The organism is Streptococcus parasanguinis (assembly GCF_032163505.1).
In the GTDB taxonomy this organism is placed as follows: domain Bacteria; phylum Bacillota; class Bacilli; order Lactobacillales; family Streptococcaceae; genus Streptococcus; species Streptococcus parasanguinis_V.
The window spans coordinates 380834-401039 of record NZ_CP134147.1 but is presented as its reverse complement, the minus strand read 5'-3'; the positions used below and the strand labels follow the sequence as shown (position 1 = coordinate 401039).

The 20206-nt window shown below is 40.3% G+C and carries 23 protein-coding genes and 1 pseudogene; 1 reads left to right on the top strand and 23 read right to left on the bottom strand.

The window, feature by feature from the left end; all coding sequences use genetic code 11:
• Positions 1-119: 119 nt before the first annotated feature.
• The 12 genes from dnaJ to RIN70_RS02055 form a co-directional block, all read right to left on the bottom strand.
• The gene (gene dnaJ / locus RIN70_RS02110) at positions 120-1253 is read right to left on the bottom strand and encodes a molecular chaperone DnaJ (RefSeq protein ID WP_003004734.1); all 1134 of its coding nucleotides are present in this window, start codon (positions 1251-1253) and stop codon (positions 120-122) included.
• Positions 1254-1407: 154 nt separating this feature from the next.
• The gene (locus RIN70_RS02105; protein WP_195623624.1) at positions 1408-2040 is read right to left on the bottom strand and encodes a DJ-1/PfpI family protein; all 633 of its coding nucleotides are present in this window, start codon (positions 2038-2040) and stop codon (positions 1408-1410) included.
• A 191-nt stretch (positions 2041-2231) separates the two neighbouring features.
• Positions 2232-4055, bottom strand: a complete 1824-nt coding sequence (gene dnaK / locus RIN70_RS02100) for a molecular chaperone DnaK (RefSeq protein WP_021154445.1) — start codon at positions 4053-4055, stop codon at positions 2232-2234.
• Positions 4056-4292: 237 nt separating this feature from the next.
• Positions 4293-4814: a nucleotide exchange factor GrpE gene (gene grpE, locus RIN70_RS02095; protein WP_045768727.1), complete on the bottom strand. Its 522-nt coding sequence runs from the start codon at positions 4812-4814 to the stop codon at positions 4293-4295.
• A 24-nt stretch (positions 4815-4838) separates the two neighbouring features.
• Complete coding sequence (hrcA, locus tag RIN70_RS02090) at positions 4839-5873, bottom strand: heat-inducible transcriptional repressor HrcA (protein WP_031576020.1); 1035 nt, start codon at positions 5871-5873, stop codon at positions 4839-4841.
• 168 nt (positions 5874-6041) lie between these two features.
• Positions 6042-6815, bottom strand: coding sequence for a M15 family metallopeptidase (locus RIN70_RS02085; RefSeq protein WP_272144982.1), 774 nt, complete (start codon positions 6813-6815; stop codon positions 6042-6044).
• Complete coding sequence (locus RIN70_RS02080; RefSeq protein ID WP_031576016.1) at positions 6805-7506, bottom strand: histidine phosphatase family protein; 702 nt, start codon at positions 7504-7506, stop codon at positions 6805-6807. Before RIN70_RS02080 ends, RIN70_RS02085 begins: the two co-directional genes overlap by 11 nt.
• Positions 7507-7629: 123 nt before the next feature.
• Complete coding sequence (locus RIN70_RS02075) at positions 7630-8319, bottom strand: histidine phosphatase family protein (protein ID WP_031576013.1); 690 nt, start codon at positions 8317-8319, stop codon at positions 7630-7632.
• A gap of 81 nt (positions 8320-8400) precedes the next feature.
• Entirely contained in the window at positions 8401-9738 is a 1338-nt protein-coding gene (locus tag RIN70_RS02070) for a PFL family protein (RefSeq protein ID WP_070595600.1), read from the bottom strand.
• An 18-nt stretch (positions 9739-9756) separates the two neighbouring features.
• On the bottom strand, positions 9757-10023 hold the full coding sequence (locus RIN70_RS02065; protein WP_003004214.1) for an ACT domain-containing protein: 267 nt from the start codon (positions 10021-10023) through the stop codon (positions 9757-9759).
• 283 nt (positions 10024-10306) lie between these two features.
• Positions 10307-11428: a VanZ family protein gene (locus RIN70_RS02060; protein WP_070590493.1), complete on the bottom strand. Its 1122-nt coding sequence runs from the start codon at positions 11426-11428 to the stop codon at positions 10307-10309.
• A gap of 143 nt (positions 11429-11571) precedes the next feature.
• Complete coding sequence (locus RIN70_RS02055) at positions 11572-12162, bottom strand: rhomboid family intramembrane serine protease (protein WP_070590491.1); 591 nt, start codon at positions 12160-12162, stop codon at positions 11572-11574.
• A gap of 310 nt (positions 12163-12472) precedes the next feature.
• Between RIN70_RS02055 and RIN70_RS02050 the strand changes: the two genes are divergently transcribed.
• Positions 12473-12676, top strand: coding sequence for a CsbD family protein (locus RIN70_RS02050; RefSeq protein ID WP_003014014.1), 204 nt, complete (start codon positions 12473-12475; stop codon positions 12674-12676).
• A 284-nt stretch (positions 12677-12960) separates the two neighbouring features.
• On the opposite strand, the gene RIN70_RS02045 is transcribed toward RIN70_RS02050, so the two are convergent.
• The 11 genes and pseudogenes from RIN70_RS02045 to RIN70_RS01995 form a co-directional block, all read right to left on the bottom strand.
• Complete coding sequence (locus tag RIN70_RS02045; RefSeq protein WP_272144989.1) at positions 12961-13662, bottom strand: DUF3169 family protein; 702 nt, start codon at positions 13660-13662, stop codon at positions 12961-12963.
• A gap of 14 nt (positions 13663-13676) precedes the next feature.
• Positions 13677-14027 carry a PspC domain-containing protein gene (locus tag RIN70_RS02040; protein WP_272144991.1) on the bottom strand — a complete coding sequence of 117 codons (351 nt, stop codon included), beginning with the start codon at positions 14025-14027 and terminating at the stop codon, positions 13677-13679.
• 13 nt (positions 14028-14040) lie between these two features.
• Entirely contained in the window at positions 14041-14223 is a 183-nt protein-coding gene (locus RIN70_RS02035; protein WP_049499707.1) for a hypothetical protein, read from the bottom strand.
• Complete coding sequence (locus RIN70_RS02030; protein WP_031576108.1) at positions 14220-14429, bottom strand: helix-turn-helix transcriptional regulator; 210 nt, start codon at positions 14427-14429, stop codon at positions 14220-14222. The genes RIN70_RS02035 and RIN70_RS02030 overlap by 4 nt, the downstream gene beginning before the upstream one ends.
• Before the next feature lie 768 nt (positions 14430-15197).
• Positions 15198-15482, bottom strand: a complete 285-nt coding sequence (locus tag RIN70_RS02025; protein WP_229041728.1) for a hypothetical protein — start codon at positions 15480-15482, stop codon at positions 15198-15200.
• 69 nt (positions 15483-15551) lie between these two features.
• Positions 15552-15686, bottom strand: a complete 135-nt coding sequence (locus RIN70_RS02020; RefSeq protein ID WP_003004655.1) for a hypothetical protein — start codon at positions 15684-15686, stop codon at positions 15552-15554.
• 45 nt (positions 15687-15731) lie between these two features.
• Positions 15732-16070 (bottom strand): Cd(II)/Zn(II)-sensing metalloregulatory transcriptional regulator CadX, encoded by a 339-nt coding sequence (gene cadX, locus RIN70_RS02015; RefSeq protein ID WP_000711078.1) that lies wholly within the window; start codon positions 16068-16070, stop codon positions 15732-15734.
• A gap of 11 nt (positions 16071-16081) precedes the next feature.
• Positions 16082-16696, bottom strand: a complete 615-nt coding sequence (locus RIN70_RS02010; RefSeq protein WP_045759101.1) for a CadD family cadmium resistance transporter — start codon at positions 16694-16696, stop codon at positions 16082-16084.
• A 299-nt stretch (positions 16697-16995) separates the two neighbouring features.
• Complete coding sequence (locus RIN70_RS02005; RefSeq protein ID WP_002893754.1) at positions 16996-19059, bottom strand: heavy metal translocating P-type ATPase; 2064 nt, start codon at positions 19057-19059, stop codon at positions 16996-16998.
• 1 nt (position 19060) lies between these two features.
• The gene (locus RIN70_RS02000) at positions 19061-19339 is read right to left on the bottom strand and encodes a DUF6110 family protein (RefSeq protein ID WP_002893755.1); all 279 of its coding nucleotides are present in this window, start codon (positions 19337-19339) and stop codon (positions 19061-19063) included.
• A 180-nt stretch (positions 19340-19519) separates the two neighbouring features.
• Positions 19520-20110 (bottom strand): annotated as a pseudogene (locus RIN70_RS01995) (IS256 family transposase); the annotation flags it as partial.
• Between the last annotated feature and the right edge of the window lie 96 nt (positions 20111-20206).

Sequence of the window (20206 nt, the reverse complement as noted above, 5' to 3'; positions counted from 1 at the left end):
ACCACGATATCTTAATAAATTCAATGAGGCTTCTCATTATTCTTTAATTAGGAGAGGAAGTTCTTGGATTCGATCCAAAATAAAACGAGCTCCTTACTCAAAAGGAAACTCGTTCATTCTTATAAATCATCTAAAGCATCTTTGACCTTGTCAAAGAACCCTTTTTTCTTTGGGTTGACCTTCAAATCACTTGCTTCCGCAAAGGCTTGAAGGGCTTCTTTTTGCTTGTCATTTAAACCAGTTGGGGTGACGACATTGACAGATACATATTGATCCCCCATAGCACCACCACGCAAGCTTGGAGCCCCTTTTCCACGGAGGCGGAATTTCTTACCGGTTTGGGTTCCTTCAGGAATGACCAAATCGACATCTCCGTGAACAGTTGGCACATGGACCGTATCTCCAAGAGCTGCTTGAACAAAGTTCAAGTCTAACTTGTAGTAGATGGTTGAGCCATCTCGTTCGAAACGATCGCTCGGCTCAACATTGACAACAACATACAAGTCCCCGTATGGTCCACCGTTAAAGCCAGCTTCTCCTTGACCAGCTAAGCGGATTTGTTGACCCGTTTCAACTCCGGCAGGAATCTTGACATTCACGCTATGAGCTTGTTTTTCATGACCTGTTCCACGACAAGTCGTACATGGATCTTTGATTTCTTGACCACGACCATGACAGACATCACAGGTCACTTGACGGCGCATCATCCCAAGAGGGGTCTGAGTATCCACATTGATGACTCCAGAACCATGACAGCGTCCACAGGTCACCGGACTAGTCCCTGGCTTAGCTCCAGAACCATGACAGGTATGGCAGCTAGCTTCCCGATGGTACTTGACTTCTTTTTCCGCACCAAAAATCGCTTCTTCAAACTTGAGATTGACGCGGTATTGGAGGTCATCCCCTTGACGAGGTGCATTTGGATTACGACTTGCACCACCACCAAAGAAGCTAGAGAAGATATCTTCAAAGCCACCAAAACCAGCACCATCAAAGCCACCAAAACCACCTGCTCCGCCACCGAAGCCACCATTGGCACCCGCAGCACCATATTGGTCATAAGCAGCCCGTTTTTGCTCGTCACTCAAAGTCTCGTAAGCTTCTTGAACTTCCTTGTACTTTTCCTCAGCACCAGGCTCCTTGTTGATATCTGGGTGATATTTTTTAGATAATTTCCGATAGGCTTTCTTGATCTCGTCTTGAGATGCATTCTTTGAAACGCCCAAACGGTCATAAAATTCAGTATTGTTCATACAAGATACTAAGAGCGAACAGAAAGCGACTGAAATTTAGGAAACCGACAAGAAATCCTGATTTCTTAGGCGGTTTATCTAATTTCCAAGCTTTCCGCTCGAGTTCAATTCCCCGAACACTCTTTGTTCCTTTCTATAATTTTCATGTACATCTTTAGAGGGTGTTTTCTATACTCTGCTTCACTTGATCAAACTCTTCATCTGATAGAGTATATATCAAATCCTCTTCTGCATACTCGTTTTGTTCTTTAAAATAGTTGTCCGTATTCTCTGCCAGCCCTAAACTTAGAATCACTTTTCTTGCAAACTCTTGATGTGCAAAACCGATAGCCGTAATGATTTGTTTATCTTGCACAAGAACTTTCGGTTGGAAATTTTCACGTGGAAGAAATTCAAAATAGTCAAAGAAGTTTTGCCAAATTCCACCTGTGAATTTCGTGTCCTTCAACAGACCTGCTTTCGCTAATAAAAGTGGCGCTGAAGAAATGGCTGCAATTAGGATATCTTGCTCACCAAGGTCCCTCAAGAACGAAATCAATTTCTCATCCTGTAAGGCAGGCCCTATATTGACCATTCCTGGCAAAATCACACAAGAATACTCTTCTATACAGATTTGATCCAGTGTTTTGGTCGGTTGACAGAGCAAGCCATCCTCAGAGACCACCATCGAATGATCTGAAGCGACATAATCAATCGTGACGTCAAAAGACAGAGCTAAAGTACTCGTTAAAGCAGTTATCTCATAAAGAGAAAAATTAGGATAAATCAAACAAAGTACTTTTTTCATAGGCAACATCCTCTATTTTACCGAAAAACAGAGGCTGGGTTGCAACCTCTGGATTTCTTTTTATCATTTAGTTGTTAAGCTGAATTGAGCACGCCCTAACCTCTTGGTGAAAAAGATAAATCTTCCTAGAAACTAAAGTTCCTGCGTCAGATTTCCTATTTTCACTGTGAGGTTTTAACGGGCTTTGCATCTTACTTTTCAGTAAACTCTCCGTCTACGACGTCATCGCCTGCGTTGCCTGATGCTTGTGCTCCTTCAGCTCCTGCTTGTGCTTGTTGTGCTGCTGCAGCTTGTTCGTAAAGTTTAACAGCCAATGCTTGTGCTTTTTCGTTCAAGGCTTCAAGTTTTGCTTTCATTTCTTCAAGGTTACCTGATTCTTGAGCTTTCTTAAGATCATCAAGTCCTGCTTGAGCTGCGTCACGTTCTGCATCAAAGCCTTTGCCTTCAGTTTCTTTGATGGTCTTTTCAGTCGCAAAGATAGCTTGGTCTACTTCGTTACGAAGGTCAACTTCTTCTTTACGTTTCTTATCTGCTTCAGCGTTAGCTTCTGCATCTTTCATCATGCGGTCGATTTCTTCATCTGTCAAACCTGAGTTTGATTGGATAACGATTGTTTGTTCTTTTTGAGTTCCAAGATCTTTCGCTTTAACAGATACGATACCGTTCTTGTCGATGTCAAATGTAACTTCGATTTGTGGGATACCACGAGGTGCAGCTGGGATATCAGTCAATTGGAAGCGTCCAAGAGTCTTGTTATCTGCTGCCATTGGGCGTTCCCCTTGAAGAACGTGGATATCAACGGCTGGTTGGTTATCTGCTGCAGTTGAGAAGACTTGTGATTTAGAAGTTGGAATTGTAGTGTTGCGGTCGATGAGTTTTGTGAAGACTCCACCCATTGTTTCGATACCAAGTGACAATGGAGTTACGTCAAGAAGGACAACGTCTTTGACGTCACCAGTGATCACACCACCTTGGATCGCAGCACCCATAGCCACAACTTCGTCAGGGTTCACTGATTTGTTTGGTTCTTTACCAGTTTCAGCTTTAACAGCTTCTACAACGGCAGGAATACGAGTTGAACCACCGACAAGGATGACTTCGTCGATATCTGACAAGCTCAAACCTGCATCTGAAAGGGCTTGACGAACTGGAGTTTTTGTACGTTCTACAAGATCACGAGTCAAATCGTCGAATTTCGCACGAGTCAAAGTCATTTCCAAGTGAAGAGGTCCAGCAGCTCCTGCAGTGATGAACGGCAAGCTGATTTGAGTTGAAGTCACACCAGAAAGGTCTTTCTTCGCTTTTTCAGCTGCGTCTTTCAAACGTTGAAGCGCCATCTTGTCTGTTGACAAGTCGATACCATTTTCTTTCTTGAATTCTTCAACCATGTAGTCGATGATTTTTTGGTCAAAGTCGTCACCACCGAGTTTATTATCCCCTGCAGTTGCCAATACATCAAAGACACCATCACCCAATTCAAGGATAGATACGTCGAATGTACCACCACCAAGGTCGAATACCAAGATTTTTTCTTCTTTATCAGTCTTATCCAAACCATAAGCAAGGGCTGCTGCTGTTGGTTCGTTGACGATACGTTCTACTTCAAGACCAGCGATTTTACCAGCGTCTTTAGTTGCTTGACGTTGAGCATCGTTGAAGTAAGCTGGAACTGTGATGACAGCCTTCGTTACTTTTTCACCAAGGTAGTCTTCAGCGTAACCTTTCAAGTATTGAAGAATCATCGCTGAGATTTCTTGTGGTGTGTATTCTTTACCATTTGCAGAAACTTTTTCAGAAGTACCCATCTTAGATTTGATAGAAATCACTGTATCTGGGTTTGTTACTGCTTGACGTTTTGCAGCGTCACCAACGATGATTTCACCGTTTTTGAATGACACTACAGATGGAGTTGTGCGGTTACCTTCTGGGTTTGCGATGATTTTTGATTCAGTTCCTTCAAGAACTGCTACTGCTGAGTTTGTTGTACCTAAGTCAATACCGATAATTTTAGACATATGTTTTTCTCCTTAAGTTTTTCTTCCTTTTTTGATATTTCCCTTAAGTGGTGGGGACGTGAGCAACTCCCTTCGGGATTTCATCACTTATTTTTGAGCCTACTGTCTCAAAAATCCCCTGTTTCAGTAGCACAAGCTACTGAAACTTTCACCACGGCGGGAAATATCTTCCTTGCAAGCCTCCGGCTTGCGTTTTATCTTTCTTTCATAGTTTAGTGTCGTTTCGGACAAGGCAGCCTAGTTATAAACCACTACCATGGCTGGGCGTAGGATGCGGTCATGGAGTTTGTAGCCTTTTTGGAAGACTTGTGCGATAGTGTCTGCTGGATGTTCGTCATCTGCAGGTAAGGTTTGGATGGCCATGTGGTAGTTATGGTCAAAGGCTCCGTCCGCTGGAATTTCTTCAATTCCTTCTTCTTTCAGAGCATGTACCAAACTTTCTTGGACCATTTCCAAGCCCTTCTTCACATCATCTGTCAATCCTTCTACGGCAAGGGCGCGTTCGAGGTTGTCCAGTGATGGTAAGATCGCTTTTGCCAAATCTTGGCTACGGTATTTTTGTAATTGCTGACGTTCTTCATTGGCACGGCGCTGAATGTTTTGCATTTCTGCATGAGCACGAAGGTATTTGTTTTCAAATTCCTCGGCACGCGCTTGTGCTTCTTCTAACTCAGAAGGTTGGTTACTTTCCTCTACAACTTCTTCAGTTGTTTGGTCAACTTCTTCTTTCACGTCTTCTTTTTTGATATCTTCTGTCAAGGCATACACCCCTTTCATTTGATCTTAATTTACTTCATAATGGTTGCTGTTGAGGTAACGGTAGTAGTCCGTCAACTTCATAACCAGTACCCGTCCGATGACATTGACCAGGCTAATCACACGCCTGTAATCCATCTCTACGGGACCGATCACATGCATGAGGGCCATCCCACGATAAGGCACTAGGAACTTGTGACTAATCACCGTCACATTTTTCAAGGCCTTTTCTTGGGATTCTGCAACCAGGATCTGGGTCATTTGGTCTTCTGGCATTCCCCCTCGTAACTCCAAGGCTACGTGTTGGGGATAATCTAAGAACTGATAGGTCTGAAGATCGGCGTAGGTTAATGATGAAACCTTTCCTTCTACAAAAACCAGTTCTTGAAACAGTTGCGAGAAGACGTAATCAAAGAGATCCAGCACATTGTCTGTCGTCTTGAAATAGCGCTGTACAATCTGTGGAATCTCTGTCCGCAGGCGGTAGTGAATATCCAAGACTGTATTTCCAATGAAACGCTCTTGAACCAGCTGATGGAAGATTTCCAAGTCACTGGTTAAGAAATTCTTTGGAATGGCAAACTGGACGGTAACAGGCTTTGATTCATCCAAGGTCAGAACCGCTAAGGCATCGTGGTTGGATAATGGAACAATCTCAAAACCGGTCAAGCGCTGACGTGTCGGTTCAACATCCTGAATCACTGCGGTGTAACCCGTCATCTGGGCTAGTAACTTAGCTGTAGCATCCAAGATATCGTCTAACTTAAAGGCTTCGAAATCAAAGGCTTTCACCACCTGGTAGACATCTTGCTCATCAATTAACTCTAGATCAAGCGAGTTCTGAACAAAATATTGAAAACCAGCTCGACTAGGCATTCGGCCACTCGAAGTGTGGGCCTTTTCTAGTAAGCCTTGTTTTTCGAGGGCAGCCATGTCGTTTCGAATGGTCGCGCTACTGGATTGAATCACATCTTGTAGCGCTTTTGAACCGACTGGTTCGTGGGTCTTGGTAAAGATATCGACAACAAGATTGAGAATCTCATTTTGACGTTCTGTAACCATGACCTCACCTCTCTTTCATTTTTTAGCACTCTAAACACTTAAGTGCTAAACCATGATTCTATTATACACCCATCCAAAAGAAAGTCAAGAGAAAAATCCAAAAAATTAGCACTCTTTTTTCAAGAGTGCTAAAAATCATTCTTAAGACCTAGAGAAGTGAATCCCCTCCTATTTTCCAGCCTTTTTCAATAGTTGAATATATTCTTCCAATACTAGCTGATGCTTGGCCATATACTGGGCATTTTCTACGCCAACATAACGGAAATGCCAATTCTCAAATTTCACCCCCGTGATGTTGCTCTTCCCATCTGGGTAGCGAAGGACAAAGCCATATTGCGGTGCGATGGCAGCCAGCTGCATGCCCAACTCATCACTTTGACCAGCTTCGACACTCATATCAATCGCAAGCCCCGTCTGGTGTTCACTAGCACCAGGGACCTGTACCTGAGTCTGCACCTGCTTTTCAGCTTCTTCGTGCGAAAGGCCGCTAGCCTCTAGTTGCGCAACACGCTCATTATAGAGCTCTGTTTGCTCGGCCACACTTCGATAGCCTGATATCAAGGTTTCTTCTGGGGCAATTTTTCGAGCCGCTTCTAAAAATTGACGAGTCGGTTCTACAATCCGACTATCCACTTTGATAGCATCCACATCTGTTAATTGTGGGTTCAGCTCAGGCTTCACATTGTCACGATTGACCAAGATCAACTGCCAGTCTTTGGTCGAAACGGCTGGTAAATCTGATTTTTCTTCCTTTTTCTTAGAAGAAGAGGGAGTCGTTACAGCTGTTTTTTTAGCCTTCCAAAACTGAAGCCCTGAAAACAAGCTTGGCTTCGCTAAGTAAACACCAATTCCTGATCCAAGGACCACAAGAAGAAAGAAACTCAATAGGTAAGGCCACCATTTCTTACGTTTTTTTCTTGCGCGTCTATACTTATTCGTCATGGCCACCCTCTAGAAGTTTTGCTCCAACCTTACGATAGGACAGATCCCCAATCTTTTCAATATGAAAGGCACCATCTTCATAGGCCAAAACCGTCACGCTTCCGTTGTCCAAGACCAATTCTTCGACCGCTTTTGGATCAATGAGATAAATCAAGGTCGTAATGGTCATACCATGGCTAACCACAATAGCATTGCCACCGCCAGCTGCTTCTACCTCTTTTGCGATAGCCTCAAATCCTTCTTTGATCCGACTACTCAAGGTTCCCCAGGATTCAGCCCAACCAGTGGTATCCACTTCGACGATCCCTTCTGCTAACTCCATCAGGCTCAACTGATGGAAATCATCGACCTTAAAGACACGGGGTAAAACTCCCATGAAGAGATCGCCATCATAAGCACCGTCAAAACTACCAAAACACCACTCGCGGATCCGTTTGTCATAACGATAAGGGATTTTCCCTGTCAGACCGAGTTCTTGAAGAATAATTCCCATGGTTTGAATGGTGCGTCCAGAATCACTCGAAACAGCCTCTTCAAAAGAAAGCCCAGCTTCCTTGAGACCAAGTCCTAATTCTCGAATCCCACGCTCTCCTGCTTCTGTCAGCGGAGTGTCTGACCAGCCCTGTGCCCGCCCAATGGTATTAAACATGGTTTTTCCATGACGAGCAATATATAATCTGGTTTTTGTCATTGTATTACCTCCGTATGTATCTCTTTCATTATATCATTTTTTGCAAAAAGAAAGTAGGAAAGCTCTTACAAGTTTTGAGAAAAAGAAAAGGCCATGACCAAAGGGTCAGCCTTTCATTATGGACTAGGATTCTTGCAAGCTTTCACCGACCTCACGGTAACTGCTATCTCCAATCCCCTTAACCGTCAATTTTCCATCTTCATATTCTACAAGAGTAACACTACCATTTGAAAGAGGCAGATTGAGATTTGGTTTTCCTTCAATTAGGCAGACCAAGGTCTGAATGGTCCAACTATGGCTGACCACCAAGGCATTGCCTCCTCCATTTTCTTCTACTTCTTTGGCAATAGCTTCAAAACCTTCTAAGATTCGGCCTTTCAAAACCTCCCAAGGTTCAGCCCAATTCGCTGTGTCCACTTGGCAGATGCCATTGGCCAAGTCTTCCAAGGTCAAAGTCTTATAGTCTTCTACATCTAGCACGCGCGGCACGACACCATGAAAGAGCTCCCCACCGTAGGCCCCATCAAAGCTACCAAAACACCACTCGCGGATCCGTTTGTCAAAGCGATAAGGGATCTGGTCTTTCAAGCCCAATTCATCAAGAATGATCCCCATGGTCTGAATGGCACGGCCTGAATCGCTGGAATAAGCTCGAGTAAACTCCAAACCGGACTCACGCAAGCCGATTCCTAGAGCTTGAATCCCTCGTTCTCCTTCTGCTGTCAAGGGTGTATCGGACCAGCCTTGAGCACGGCCAATGGTATTAAACATGGTTCTCCCATGACGAATCACAAATAATCTTGTTTTAGCCATCTTGTCTCCTTTTTCAAGAAAAAAGTCTGGAGTTTCATCATCACAGACTTTTCTATTTTCTACTATTATACTAGATTTCTCTTAGTTTTTAAAGCTATGAACCGGAGCTGGAATTTGGCCACCACGGGCAATGAAATCAGCTGAAGAAGCTTTGTTGACCTTCATTACCGGAGCAGACCCAAGAAGTCCACCGAGCTCTAACATATCGCCTTCCTTACCATAAGGAATGATCCGAACGGCTGTTGTCTTTTGGTTGATCACCCCGATAGCTGCTTCGTCGGCAATCATGGCCGCAATGGTTGTATCTGGAGTATCTGCTGGGATGGCAATCATATCTAGACCGACGGAACAGATGGCTGTCATGGCTTCCAATTTTTCCAGGTTGATATGACCTGATTGGACCGCCGCAATCATCCCTTCATCTTCTGAGACCGGAATGAAGGCACCTGACAACCCACCGACTTGGTTACAAGCCATGATGCCACCTTTTTTCACTTGGTCATTGAGCAGAGCCAGCGCTGCGGTAGTTCCGTGGGTTCCTACCACTTCAAGCCCCATGGCTTCAAGGACACGGGCAACCGAGTCCCCAACAGCTGGTGTTGGTGCGAGAGACAAGTCGACAATTCCAAACTCTACTCCTAGGCGTTCACTAGCCATTTGACCGACTAATTGACCGACACGGGTAATCTTGAAAGCTGTCTTCTTGACTGTTTCAGCCAATACATCAAAGCTAGCTCCTGGAACTTTTTCGATCGCCCTTTGGACGACACCAGGTCCTGAAACCCCAACGTTGATGACAACATCCGCTTCACCGACACCGTGGAAGGCACCCGCCATAAAAGGATTATCTTCTACTGCATTGGCAAAAACTACGAGCTTACCAGGCCCCATTGGATCTGCTTGGGATGCTTCTTTAATGATACGGCCCATATCTCGGACAGCTGTCATATTGATCCCCGTCTTGGTCGATCCAATATTGACTGAAGAGCAGACAAAATCCGTCTCTGCAAGGGCGCGAGGAATGGAATTAATGAGGATTTCATCCCCTTTTTGGTAGCCTTTTTGAACAAGGGCTGAGAAACCACCGATAAAGTTGACCCCAACTTCTTTGGCCGCACGATCTAGTGCCTTGGCAAAGGGTACATAATCTGTCGCATTGGTTGCTGCCCCAATAATGGAAATTGGAGTGACTGAAACCCGTTTATTCACAATTGGAATGCCAAGTTCTGCCGCAATCTCATCCCCAACAGCCACTAAGTCCTTGGCCTTTGTCACAATCTTATTGTAGACTTTTTCTGCCGCCTTTTCGATATCTGGATCGATACAATCTAGAAGGGAGATCCCCATGGTGATGGTCCGAACATCGAAGTTCTGCTCCTCAATCATGGCAATGGTTTCTGTTACCTGTCTAATGTCCATAAATTCTCAACCCCTATCTTACAAATTGTGCATAGCATCAAAAATCGCTGCGCTTTGGATATTGATTTTCACATGCAGAGACTGACCGAATTCTTCCAACTCTGAACGAAGCTGTGTGAAATCTTTTTTCTCATCTGACGATACGACCGCCATCATGGTAAAGTATTCATCCAATACAGTTTGAGAGATATCATCGATATTGAGTCCTAATTCTGCTACTTTCGTTGCAACACCCGCTACGATTCCTTTTTGGTCTTTACCAACGACTGTAATAATTGCTTTCATTTCACTGCTCCATTCTATCTATTTGCTTCCATTGTAGCACAATCCCCTTAAAATCGCCCTTCTCAACTGGGAACGTTCGTATATTTTTATGTGTATAAAAAAATAAAGAGGCTGGGACAAAAGTCCTAGCCTCTCAATTGTTTTTGGATTGTCGAGCAAGACGCAGTGGTTGAGTGGGCTCTACTACGCTGATTTCATCAGCTTTTACAGCCCTACTCAACTGTGCGGAGGTGAGACGACGAAATCAAATTCTAACGAATTACCGATTTCTGTCCCACTCTCTCTATTTTGATGATTCAGTTTCATCCTTTAAGAGCTCTTTCTTCACGCGCACCGTACTCTCATACTCAGCCCCAGCTAGACGGTCAAAGGGAAAGCGACGATTGAGTAAGACGATGGCAAGAGTGAGAATCAGGTACAATAAAAGCATAAAGAAGAGCAATAAAATCATGGACAGGGTTAAGAGGGAATTGTCCGTCAAGTCGCTATTCAAGAGCGAAATCAAATAGAACAACCCTTGAGGAATCAGATAGAAATAACCTACTACTAGGATTCCCCGCCAGATGGTGCGAAGCCATTTTTGCTTGTCAAAATGCAAGCGGAATTTCAATAAAGCCATTCCCAAGGTTTTGCCCCGCCACAAGGGAATCAAACCAAAATAAACAGCCAAAACCGCTACATAAGGAATCGTCTCCAAACGCTCGATTACCTCGTAAAGCAAGGATAGCATCACAAAGTCGATCAAGAAGGCAAGACCCATCCGAAAACCAGATACTCTGGTCCCTACTCGGAAAGAATGTTCGTCAATTTCGTCTCGTGTTGGCAATAACCAAACCAGGAACCAACCGAGCAAATAGCCCACTCCACCACCGGTAGTATTTTGAATAATATCATCGACATCTGCTAGGCGGTAAGGACCCGGATACAGAAAATAGAGACCTGATAACTGGGTCAGCTCCAAAAAGAGACTAAAGAGGGCTGTCAGAAGAATCGTTTTCTTAAAACCACACTTAAAATAATAGCGCAGATACATCCCAAAAGGAATCAACATCAGGACATTAAAGGCAGGCACATAAAAAGTTGGATGCTTAAGGGCTTGAATCCAAGTACCAGTCTGCGCTAAATCAAAGGGGCTCTCCTTGAAAAAATCCACCACAAAAGCAAAGGGATGGAGATTGACCATTTCCGAGTAGCTAGTATGAATCTTACTTGGATCTGGCAGAGGCAAGATCACCAAGAGATAGACCGTCATCAAGTAAAGCATAAAAGAATAGAAAATCAGCACCCGCAATTTATTGACCGAACCATATTTTCGATAATTCAAAATCATGTAGGGCAAGGTCAGCAAAAATGCCAGGAAAGGAAAGAGCTGAACAGCCGTTTTAATAGTAGAGATATACCCCATTGTGTCTCCTTTTTTCGTTATAAAATCACCCTTTGCACAATGACAAAAGGTGATTTCTTCATTGATATAGAATATTATACGGCCCGGTAGAAGAAGAGTCAAGGAAGTACGATGAAAACCTCACTAAGTAGCCGTCTTAATGGTTAGCTTCTCCCCTTCAAGACTTTACTTCCGATAAAGACCAATAGATAACTCACAATCCCTGAAAGATGCAATAGTGTTGAGATCCATCCGGTGATTGCTGGTAAGAGCATGAGGCCAGATAGAAAAATTAAGAATAGATAAAACAGTTTTACGGTGCGTGAAAATTCTTTCCACACGTTTGGCAGGAGCATAATCCCTCCGGTTACAAAGGCGTATCCTACAGCAGAGATCCCTGTTGCCTGAATGTCTTGCCCCTGGGTTAAGAGGTGAAAAACGATGGAAGAAAGGACTGTCGCCGTCACAAAAACAATCAAGACTTGTCTGGAGCCTCTTTTTCTTTCTAGCAGTCCTCCGAAAGGAAGGATCATGAGTCCATTTAACAACAAATGGACCCATAAAAACCAGATAGGTGCGCCTTTACTACCGTGCATCAGGGTCCCACTGACATATTGCCAACCATAGACCGGCTTCGAATGAAAGGCCAATAGGTCATACATAGCATCCCCATTAAAGGAAGTCAATAGACCAAGCAACAAACAGATTAGAGCTAAAGTGCTGATAATAGGGTAGGTTGTGAGGATTCTTTTCATGTTTCTCTTCTCTTTTTCAAAAAATAGCGTTACGATGTATCCATTCACGACCATTATACCATTTATTTTATTGGAGACAGAAAAGTTTTTGGCTTCTTTCGTTATCTTTGCTGGAAATCCTGAAAGTCGTGACCTATTAGTCGATCATTATTCAGACCTCATCCCTATTATTAGAATGCCGGAGCGGATATTTGACTTTCCATTTCAGAGGGCATATAATTATACTAATCTGAACTAAATAGTTTTAATTTTTTAAATGAACTGTCTTAAATTCAGATTAAAAAACTATTTACTTAACGGAGGTGACGCTATGTCATTAGAAGAAAAATTGAACCAAGTGAAGGGTTCTGTTAAAGAAGGCTTCGGTAAATTAACCGGTGATACAAAAACAGAAGCTGAAGGCACTGCTGAAAAAGTTGCTTCAAAAGCAAAAGAAGTTGCTGAAGATGCAAAAGAAGCTGTTGAAGGAGCTATCAAGGGCGTTAAAAATATCTTTCATAAAGACGACAAATAGTCTTTAACATCCTAGACCCACTCTATTTTCTACAGTCATGTTTGACTGTGAAAGATAGGGTGGGTTTTTGTTTATCTTTCATTTAGTTTGGGTGTAGAAAAAACACCCCGAAGGGTGCTCATTGTAATGATTAGCATTCTTTTAAAAGAACGTTTACTAAAGCTACTTTACAAACTTTTTAGAATTTTGTGTTTAGCTCTATCTTGGAATGAGATTTATTTTGATTGATTCATTCCTTTCAACATCGTCACCTACATTTGCGACACGATTCATAGAAACCCCTGTTATTTAAAGTAACGTTTTGTTTTTCCTAATTGTGCAATATTGATATAGAGATGGATGACAGCAGTTATAAGGGCAGCAACTAACTGTACTTCTCCAAGAATAATGGATAGGGCAAACAAGATGATATAGACAGATGGTAAGATTAGCTGATTGAGTTTGAACAAGATTAAATAAGCCTCTACCATTTCCGCTTGTTTCTCTCCCTCGTCATAGGTTTCTAGATAATCTAATACCTCTTTTGGTGTGGCTAAAATAGAGAGTTGGTAATTACGAATTTTGCTCGTTGTTTTGATGCAGAAACTTCCAACAAGAATGGTTAATACTGCTAAGAGAAAAGCTGATATTGGTAAATCGTGGCTAGGCAACACTGTAAGCAAGCTAAAAAGCATACTAACTTGCAAAACATTGTAAGCAACTGTCCCATAATCTAGAGAGCGATACATCTTAATATAAGCTAGCTCGTTTAATTCATCATCTTCTTCTGCTAGGTAGCTAGCATAAACTTTCCTACTATTCATGATAAAATAGAGAGCTACTATTGTCGATAGTATTCCCAGATAGAAAAAGATGGTCGTCAAAATAAACTGTACTTGCTCTTGAGAAATGTTTAAATGAAGATTCGTAAAGGTAGCACCAAACATTCCGATTAAACCACCCAACAATAAACTTCCTAACAATAGTAATAAATGTTTCTTTTTCATTTTCTATCTTCTTTCTAAAATAAACCTAGCAGTCCTTGAACCAGAGCATGCCCAAATCCAAAAGTAGCTGTTAACACTTGATCACCAAAACTATTCAGGAGAATGGAAACTAGATAGAAAAATAGAATCTTGTACCCTGATTTTTTGATGACTACTTCAAGAGATTCATTTCCCATCCAGCCAGCTAAAAAAGCATAACTTATCACTGTGAGAAGACTAATTTCTATCGAAGATAGAAAAAGCAAAACGGCTAATGCATGAATCATCAGAGGGTCTACATTGAAATAACGGGCGATACCGGCACAAACCCCTGCAATTTCTTTATGTTCGGTATCTACTTGAAAATCTGCCAAAAACTCTTTCATAATCTTACTCCTTTTATACTCTTTCTTTTACTTTCTTTTCTATCCGCTCAAATACTAAACTAAAAATCAAGCCACTCCAGAAAAAATAATTACTGTCTAAAATGTGAAACCATCCCATCAAGGTCCCGATCATCATCGAAACATTTGCTATAAAGGCAATGATACAAAGATAATAAATTACTCTATATTTGTTCATGATTCTTCCTCCTCTAAGCGAAATACCGACTCTACTGGCTCATGAAATATCTGAGAGATTTTCAAGGCGATAATAATAGAGGGGGTATACTCATCACGCTCTAGCAAACTAATGGTCTGCCTAGATATACCTGCTAGCTTTGCAAGCTCGGTTTGGTTTAAACCATCACGAGCGCGAAGCTCTTTTAAACGATTTTTTAGCTTCATATTTACCATTGTCATCAAACTCAGCCACTTCGCTTAGATATCCCAAAAATGGTAGAATCTGATTTTTCCTCCTTTGTTATTATATAAGATATTATTACCGATATCCTCATAGTTTCTCCGTTCAAAGTCTTATTTCTTTAACTTGATTACATTGTAACATATCTTTTTATTTTTGACAATGATAATAGTCAAAAATATCATTATTTTTGTCATTTTGTAAATGATTTAGGTCAAAACTCTTATCCTGAATAAGAATTGATTTGATATTTTTCTAAATAGAGATGAAATGGATACTTGAAATCAAAAAAATAACGGGGTCAACTTTGTATTTTTGAAACAAAAAAAGACATCCAAGAGAATACTCTTGAATGTCTGTAAACGTTGATAGTATCGTGTTGATTAACGTTTTGAGGTAATTGACTTCGTCGAATGACAGCCGTAATTGTAAGCGGCTAAAGCCACAACAACTACGTCAACTACCACAATTTAGTATGAAAATACAAAAAGAACACCTCGAAAGGTGCTCTTTGTAAGTATTGTAATTCTTTCGAATTAACGTTTACTAAATTGTGAAGCTTTACGAGCTTTCTTAAGACCTGGTTTGGAAAGTATGGATTTCAGTTGGACTAAAAACAGCGTAATATCAAGGATTTTCTGAACGAAATCTACTTATTCATTTCATAAAATTTGAATCAATATTGTTTTAATAGGGGAATAGTTTAGGTCTGTAAGCATTAAAATAATACACCTAACTTTGGTCACCGTTTTCTAGTTATTCACTCTTTTTTCAGATAGTGTTTTTAAAGTTATGATGTAAAATGCCGCAATTAAAACACTATACATCATAATCGGAGGATAGAGAATTAAGGATAGAATCAATCCCACTCCTTTAATTATTTGGTCAGGTATCAATAACTTTCTATATTGTGCGTTAGCTTCAAGTAATTCTTTCTGATCTATATTGGGTTTATCAATTACTTTATGTAAAAACCAGTTTGCTACCGTTGAAACAATAACGATCAGTCCATAAAAGAGCTGTGCCGTATGATTCATGAAATGACTACTAACTATTCCAGTAGCATAGGACATAAATGAAACAAAAAATAAAAGATACAAATCCTTTCAAATTCCTCCCTTTTCAACTTGGCTAACTTGACCTGCATTACCTAGGTCGCTTTGCTTTAAATTATACTTTTTTCTTAAACATTTGCTACGAGCAGGTCTTTCTTGTGAGTAATTTTCATCAAAAAATTTCATAGATAAGTCCTATATATAATCATGGAAAAGTAGTAAAAATAGTTATTATCCTAGTTGATTAAAAAAATCTCTGATTTCCTCATCTTTTATAAAATAATATATAATTTTCCCCTCTCTTCTAGTATCCAAGATGTTTTGATTGGCTAGTTTACGAAGATGGTGAGAGGCAGATGCCATACTGAGATTTAGTAAACAGGCTATATCACAGACACAGAGTTCTTCAACAGCAAGGAGATAAAAGATGATATTTATCTGTTTATTATCGGTAAACTTTGATAAAATACGAAGTGATTTTTGGACTTTTTCCTTTTCAAGGTAGTTCGTTGCGGTTGTAACATTTTGTTGATTAATAACATCCACTTGACAGATACTATCTTTTTTCATAATTTTTTCTCCTAGCCTAACACAGCCCATAGCATGTCAAAGCTGTTGTTTTCAATCAGGATATACATCCCCAATCCTAAATAGACAACGGCAATAAACCATCTGCTATATTTTTCCAAAGTTTCTCCAACAGAAGGGACTTGTGCTAATTTTTGGGCAGAAAAAACCAAGAGATAAATCATGACTAGAAAAGTAAGTAAAGTCACTATCAAATTCGCTAAATTTAAGGTGGTAAAATATGGGACAAAGACACCAATATTGTCAGCGCCACAACTTGCAAAAGTAATCATAGCGACTAGAAAAATCAGGTTTTTATTGTCTTTTCGCAAACCATCTTTTGCAATAGCTTCTCCATCAGAATCTCCTAAAAGCAAAACTTTGAGGCCTAGGAAAATTGGAATCAAACCGAGTAAACCTAAAATCTCTTTACTAGGAATATAATTCAAGACAAATGCAAAAAGCAAACTTAGGAATATTAGACTAACAGAGCCTAGAAATTGTCCTAAATAGATGTTAATGATGTCCTTTCTGCTTTTTCTTTTGGCAAAAAATAACATTAGGATAATAAGTAAGTCTACGGCTGTCCCAGAATACAGGATTATTGAAGTAACAACATTTTGAACCATAAAGCACCTCATTCAAATATATTTTTGAATGTATTTTAACATTAAACTTTGTAGATGTCAACTTAAAATCCACCAATTAATAATTGCATGTCAATATTTGTATTGTGAAACTAGTTTCAGAAATATATAGTCTTAAAGTATGTCCACTGCCAATGGTTTTTTCAATATTTAAAAGGAGAGAACCAATTTGGTCCTCTCCAGGGTATAATTTTCCACCAACCCACTACAGTTGACAAAGAGCCGTTATTCTCAAATGAGACAACTCCTTTTAGTTTTTATAACCTCAGCTTCTCGGTCTCTTACCTACTTTTAATAGAAAGACTACGAAGGACGATTCTTAAAGTAGTCAGATTGTGCAATATCGAAAGATTAGATGGGCTTAACCAATTTAACAACCCAAATCCAATTAAACTTCCATTTATTACAACTGTTTCTTGAATATTTCTTTGAATTAATTTCTGCAACGATTCAGATAAAGAATTCAATTCCTCGAAGAAATCTAAACGATTATCTAATAATAAAATATCACTCATCTGCTTAGAAATATCAGCACTTTCATTCATCACAACCCCAATATCTGCAAGCGTCAAGGCAGCAGAGTCGTTTAACCCGTCTCCAACCATCAAAATAGTTCGGCCAGCTTTCTGTAATTCCTGAACCAACTGAAACTTACCATCTGGTTTTAAATCAGTATAAACGTTGTCAAATGGCAGATCTTTAACCAACTCTTCTGTTCTAGCCAACGTATCACCAGTTGCCAGAATCAGTTTTTTCCCTTGGCGCTTTAGCTTTTTCAATGCAACTTTCGCCTCGCTTCTCAAGGGAGTGTGGATACAAAACATCCCAATTAATTCTTTCTTATAAGCCAAAAACAATAAATTGTAATGAGTCTTATATTGCTCAATCAAGGCCAGCTGCTCAGAACTAATTCTTACCTGTTCGTCTTGCATTAGTACATAATTTCCAATGACAACCGATTGACCATCAATTTGCGATTTAATCCCTTTGCTTGCAACATACTGAAGCTTGCCATGCATTTCTTCGTGTTCAATGCCTTCAATTTCAGCTTGTTTAACAATTGCATTGGCAATAGGATGATAGATATGTTCCTCCAAACATGCACTTATTCTTAAAATATCTTTCTCAGTATAATCTCCGAAAGGAAGAACCTTTTCAACCAAAGGATAACTCGTCGTGATGGTACCCGTTTTATCAAACAAGAAAGTATCCACTTCCAGATATTTTTCTAATACATCACCATCTTTAATAACCATTTCTCGATTTAGACCTTCCTTTATGGCCGTAAGGTAGGCTACAGGTGTGGATATTTTTAGAGCACATGAAAAATCCACCAATAAAAAGGAAATGGCTTTTGAAAACGAACCTGTTAACAGATAAGTCAAACCAGCACCTAAGAAGTTATATTTTACAACCTTGTCTGCCATCCTAATAAAATGACGTTGTTTTGTCTTCTTACTCTCTTCAGATTTTTTCATCAGATTGATGAGTTGCAAAATACGACTGTTTATCTGATTATCAGTCACACGAATTCTTAACTCTCCTGTTTCCAAAACAGTATTCGCACATACAGAATCTCCCTCTTTCTTTTCAACAGGGAAGCTCTCTCCAGTCAAGGAACTCTCATTGACCATGCCTAATCCTGAAACCACTTGGCCGTCAAACAAGATTTCATTACCTTGGGAGACAACTAATACATCACCTACTTGAACATCAGAACTCTTGATGCTGATGACCATGTCTCCCCGCACTAAGAAAACATCACTTTCTTTAGCAAGAAGGCTTTGTTCCAAATCTGTTGCTGTTTTTTTTAAAGACCACTGATCCAGATGATTACCCAAATCAAGCATAAACATGATGTTGCTAGCTGTCTTGGATTGGTTCATAAACAAGGACAACAAAATGGCCGAACAGTCCAAGACCTCCATGGTTAGTTCCTTGCGCGCTAAAGTTTGATAGGCTTCTTTGACATAACCCAAAGCCTGATAACAAGTCCAAATATAACGAATAGGGTAGGGTACAAAACTTCGAAACAGCAAACGCTTAATCGCTGCACCCGATACAATTGAATAAGCACTCTCTTCTCTACGAATGGGAAGAGTCATCAAGTCCGAAACTTTCCCCTTGTCAATTTTTTTTAAAAAGGCCTCTGCATTTTCTAATACAGAGAAGCCTTCTTTCATACGTAGAGTAAAGTGCTGCTGATCCATATAAAACTGAATAGAGTCGATCCCTTTTTCATCTTTAGCCAAGGAACGAAGATAATCTTGAATATCCAAGGTCAGTGAAAACGAGGACGATAATCGGATATGTTGATATCCTCTGTGTAGCACTTTAAAAGACATATTATTCACCTGTCAGGCTATCTAATTGTTCTTCTTTCTTTTCCTGTTCGTATAAATATTTAGCGTCTTGTAAAACATCATCACCGTGTTGTTTTACAACAGAAACAGATGCATCCAGTCCATCTTTCAATTTGTAAGCTTTAGCCAAGGCCTTAGAATAGCCTTTCTTAGCTTCTTTACTTGCTAAGACTTTCAAGCCAAGCGTCCCAAATGCTACCCCTCCTAAGAAGAGAGATGATTTTTTCGCAACTTTTGCGACGTTTAATACTTCTTTTAACATGTTTATTTCCTCCTTGTAACTATTGTAGCGAAAAATGACAGCAAAAGCAATTGCTGATATCTGATATATAGATAAAATTCTCTATACTGATATTTAATTATATTATGATGAAAACAATATACTTTATTTTTTGATACTGTAAATAATTATGTGTAAACACTTAAGTAGAGTTACGGAGTGTTAATTAAATAAGCTTTCAAGTGTATCAGAACATTGACCAAACCCTTTATGGATTCGTTGACTTTGCTTGAAATTATAATCTTCAAACAACGTAACTAAGTAACGTTCCAGAGCCTCCTCATTAGGAAAAAGAACCTTCTTTTTCGTTTGATGTTTGATTTCTTTGTTAAGAGACTCAATGAGGTTTGTCGAATACATGCTGTGCCAAATCTGGTAGGGAAACTGATAAAAAGTTAAAAGATTATCCGTCTTCTCCAGACTTTCCATGACTTTCCTATACTTTGGTTTCCATTCGGCGAGAAAGTCCTCTAAAGCTTGTCCTGCCATTTCTAAATTTTCAGCACGATAAATCATTATAAATTGCCCCAGAATAACCGCTCTATCTGCTCGTTTCACTTTACTAGCTAGATTTCGACTAATATGAATTAAGCAACATTGTTGTTTAGCTAATGGGTGAGCCTGACTGATAATCTGCTCAAGCCCCTTAAAGCCATCTGTAACTACAAGAGAAATCTGTTGGATTCCTTGGTTTTGAAGCTTGTCTAACAGGGTGGACCAAGAAGCATTGTTTTCTTGAGGCAACTGTGCATAGCATATCTCTATGCGACTAAAGTCGCTAGAGCTATCCTAATTGCGCACCGCCAGTTCTCATAGAAAAAAACACCTTGCAAGATGCAAAGTGTTTTC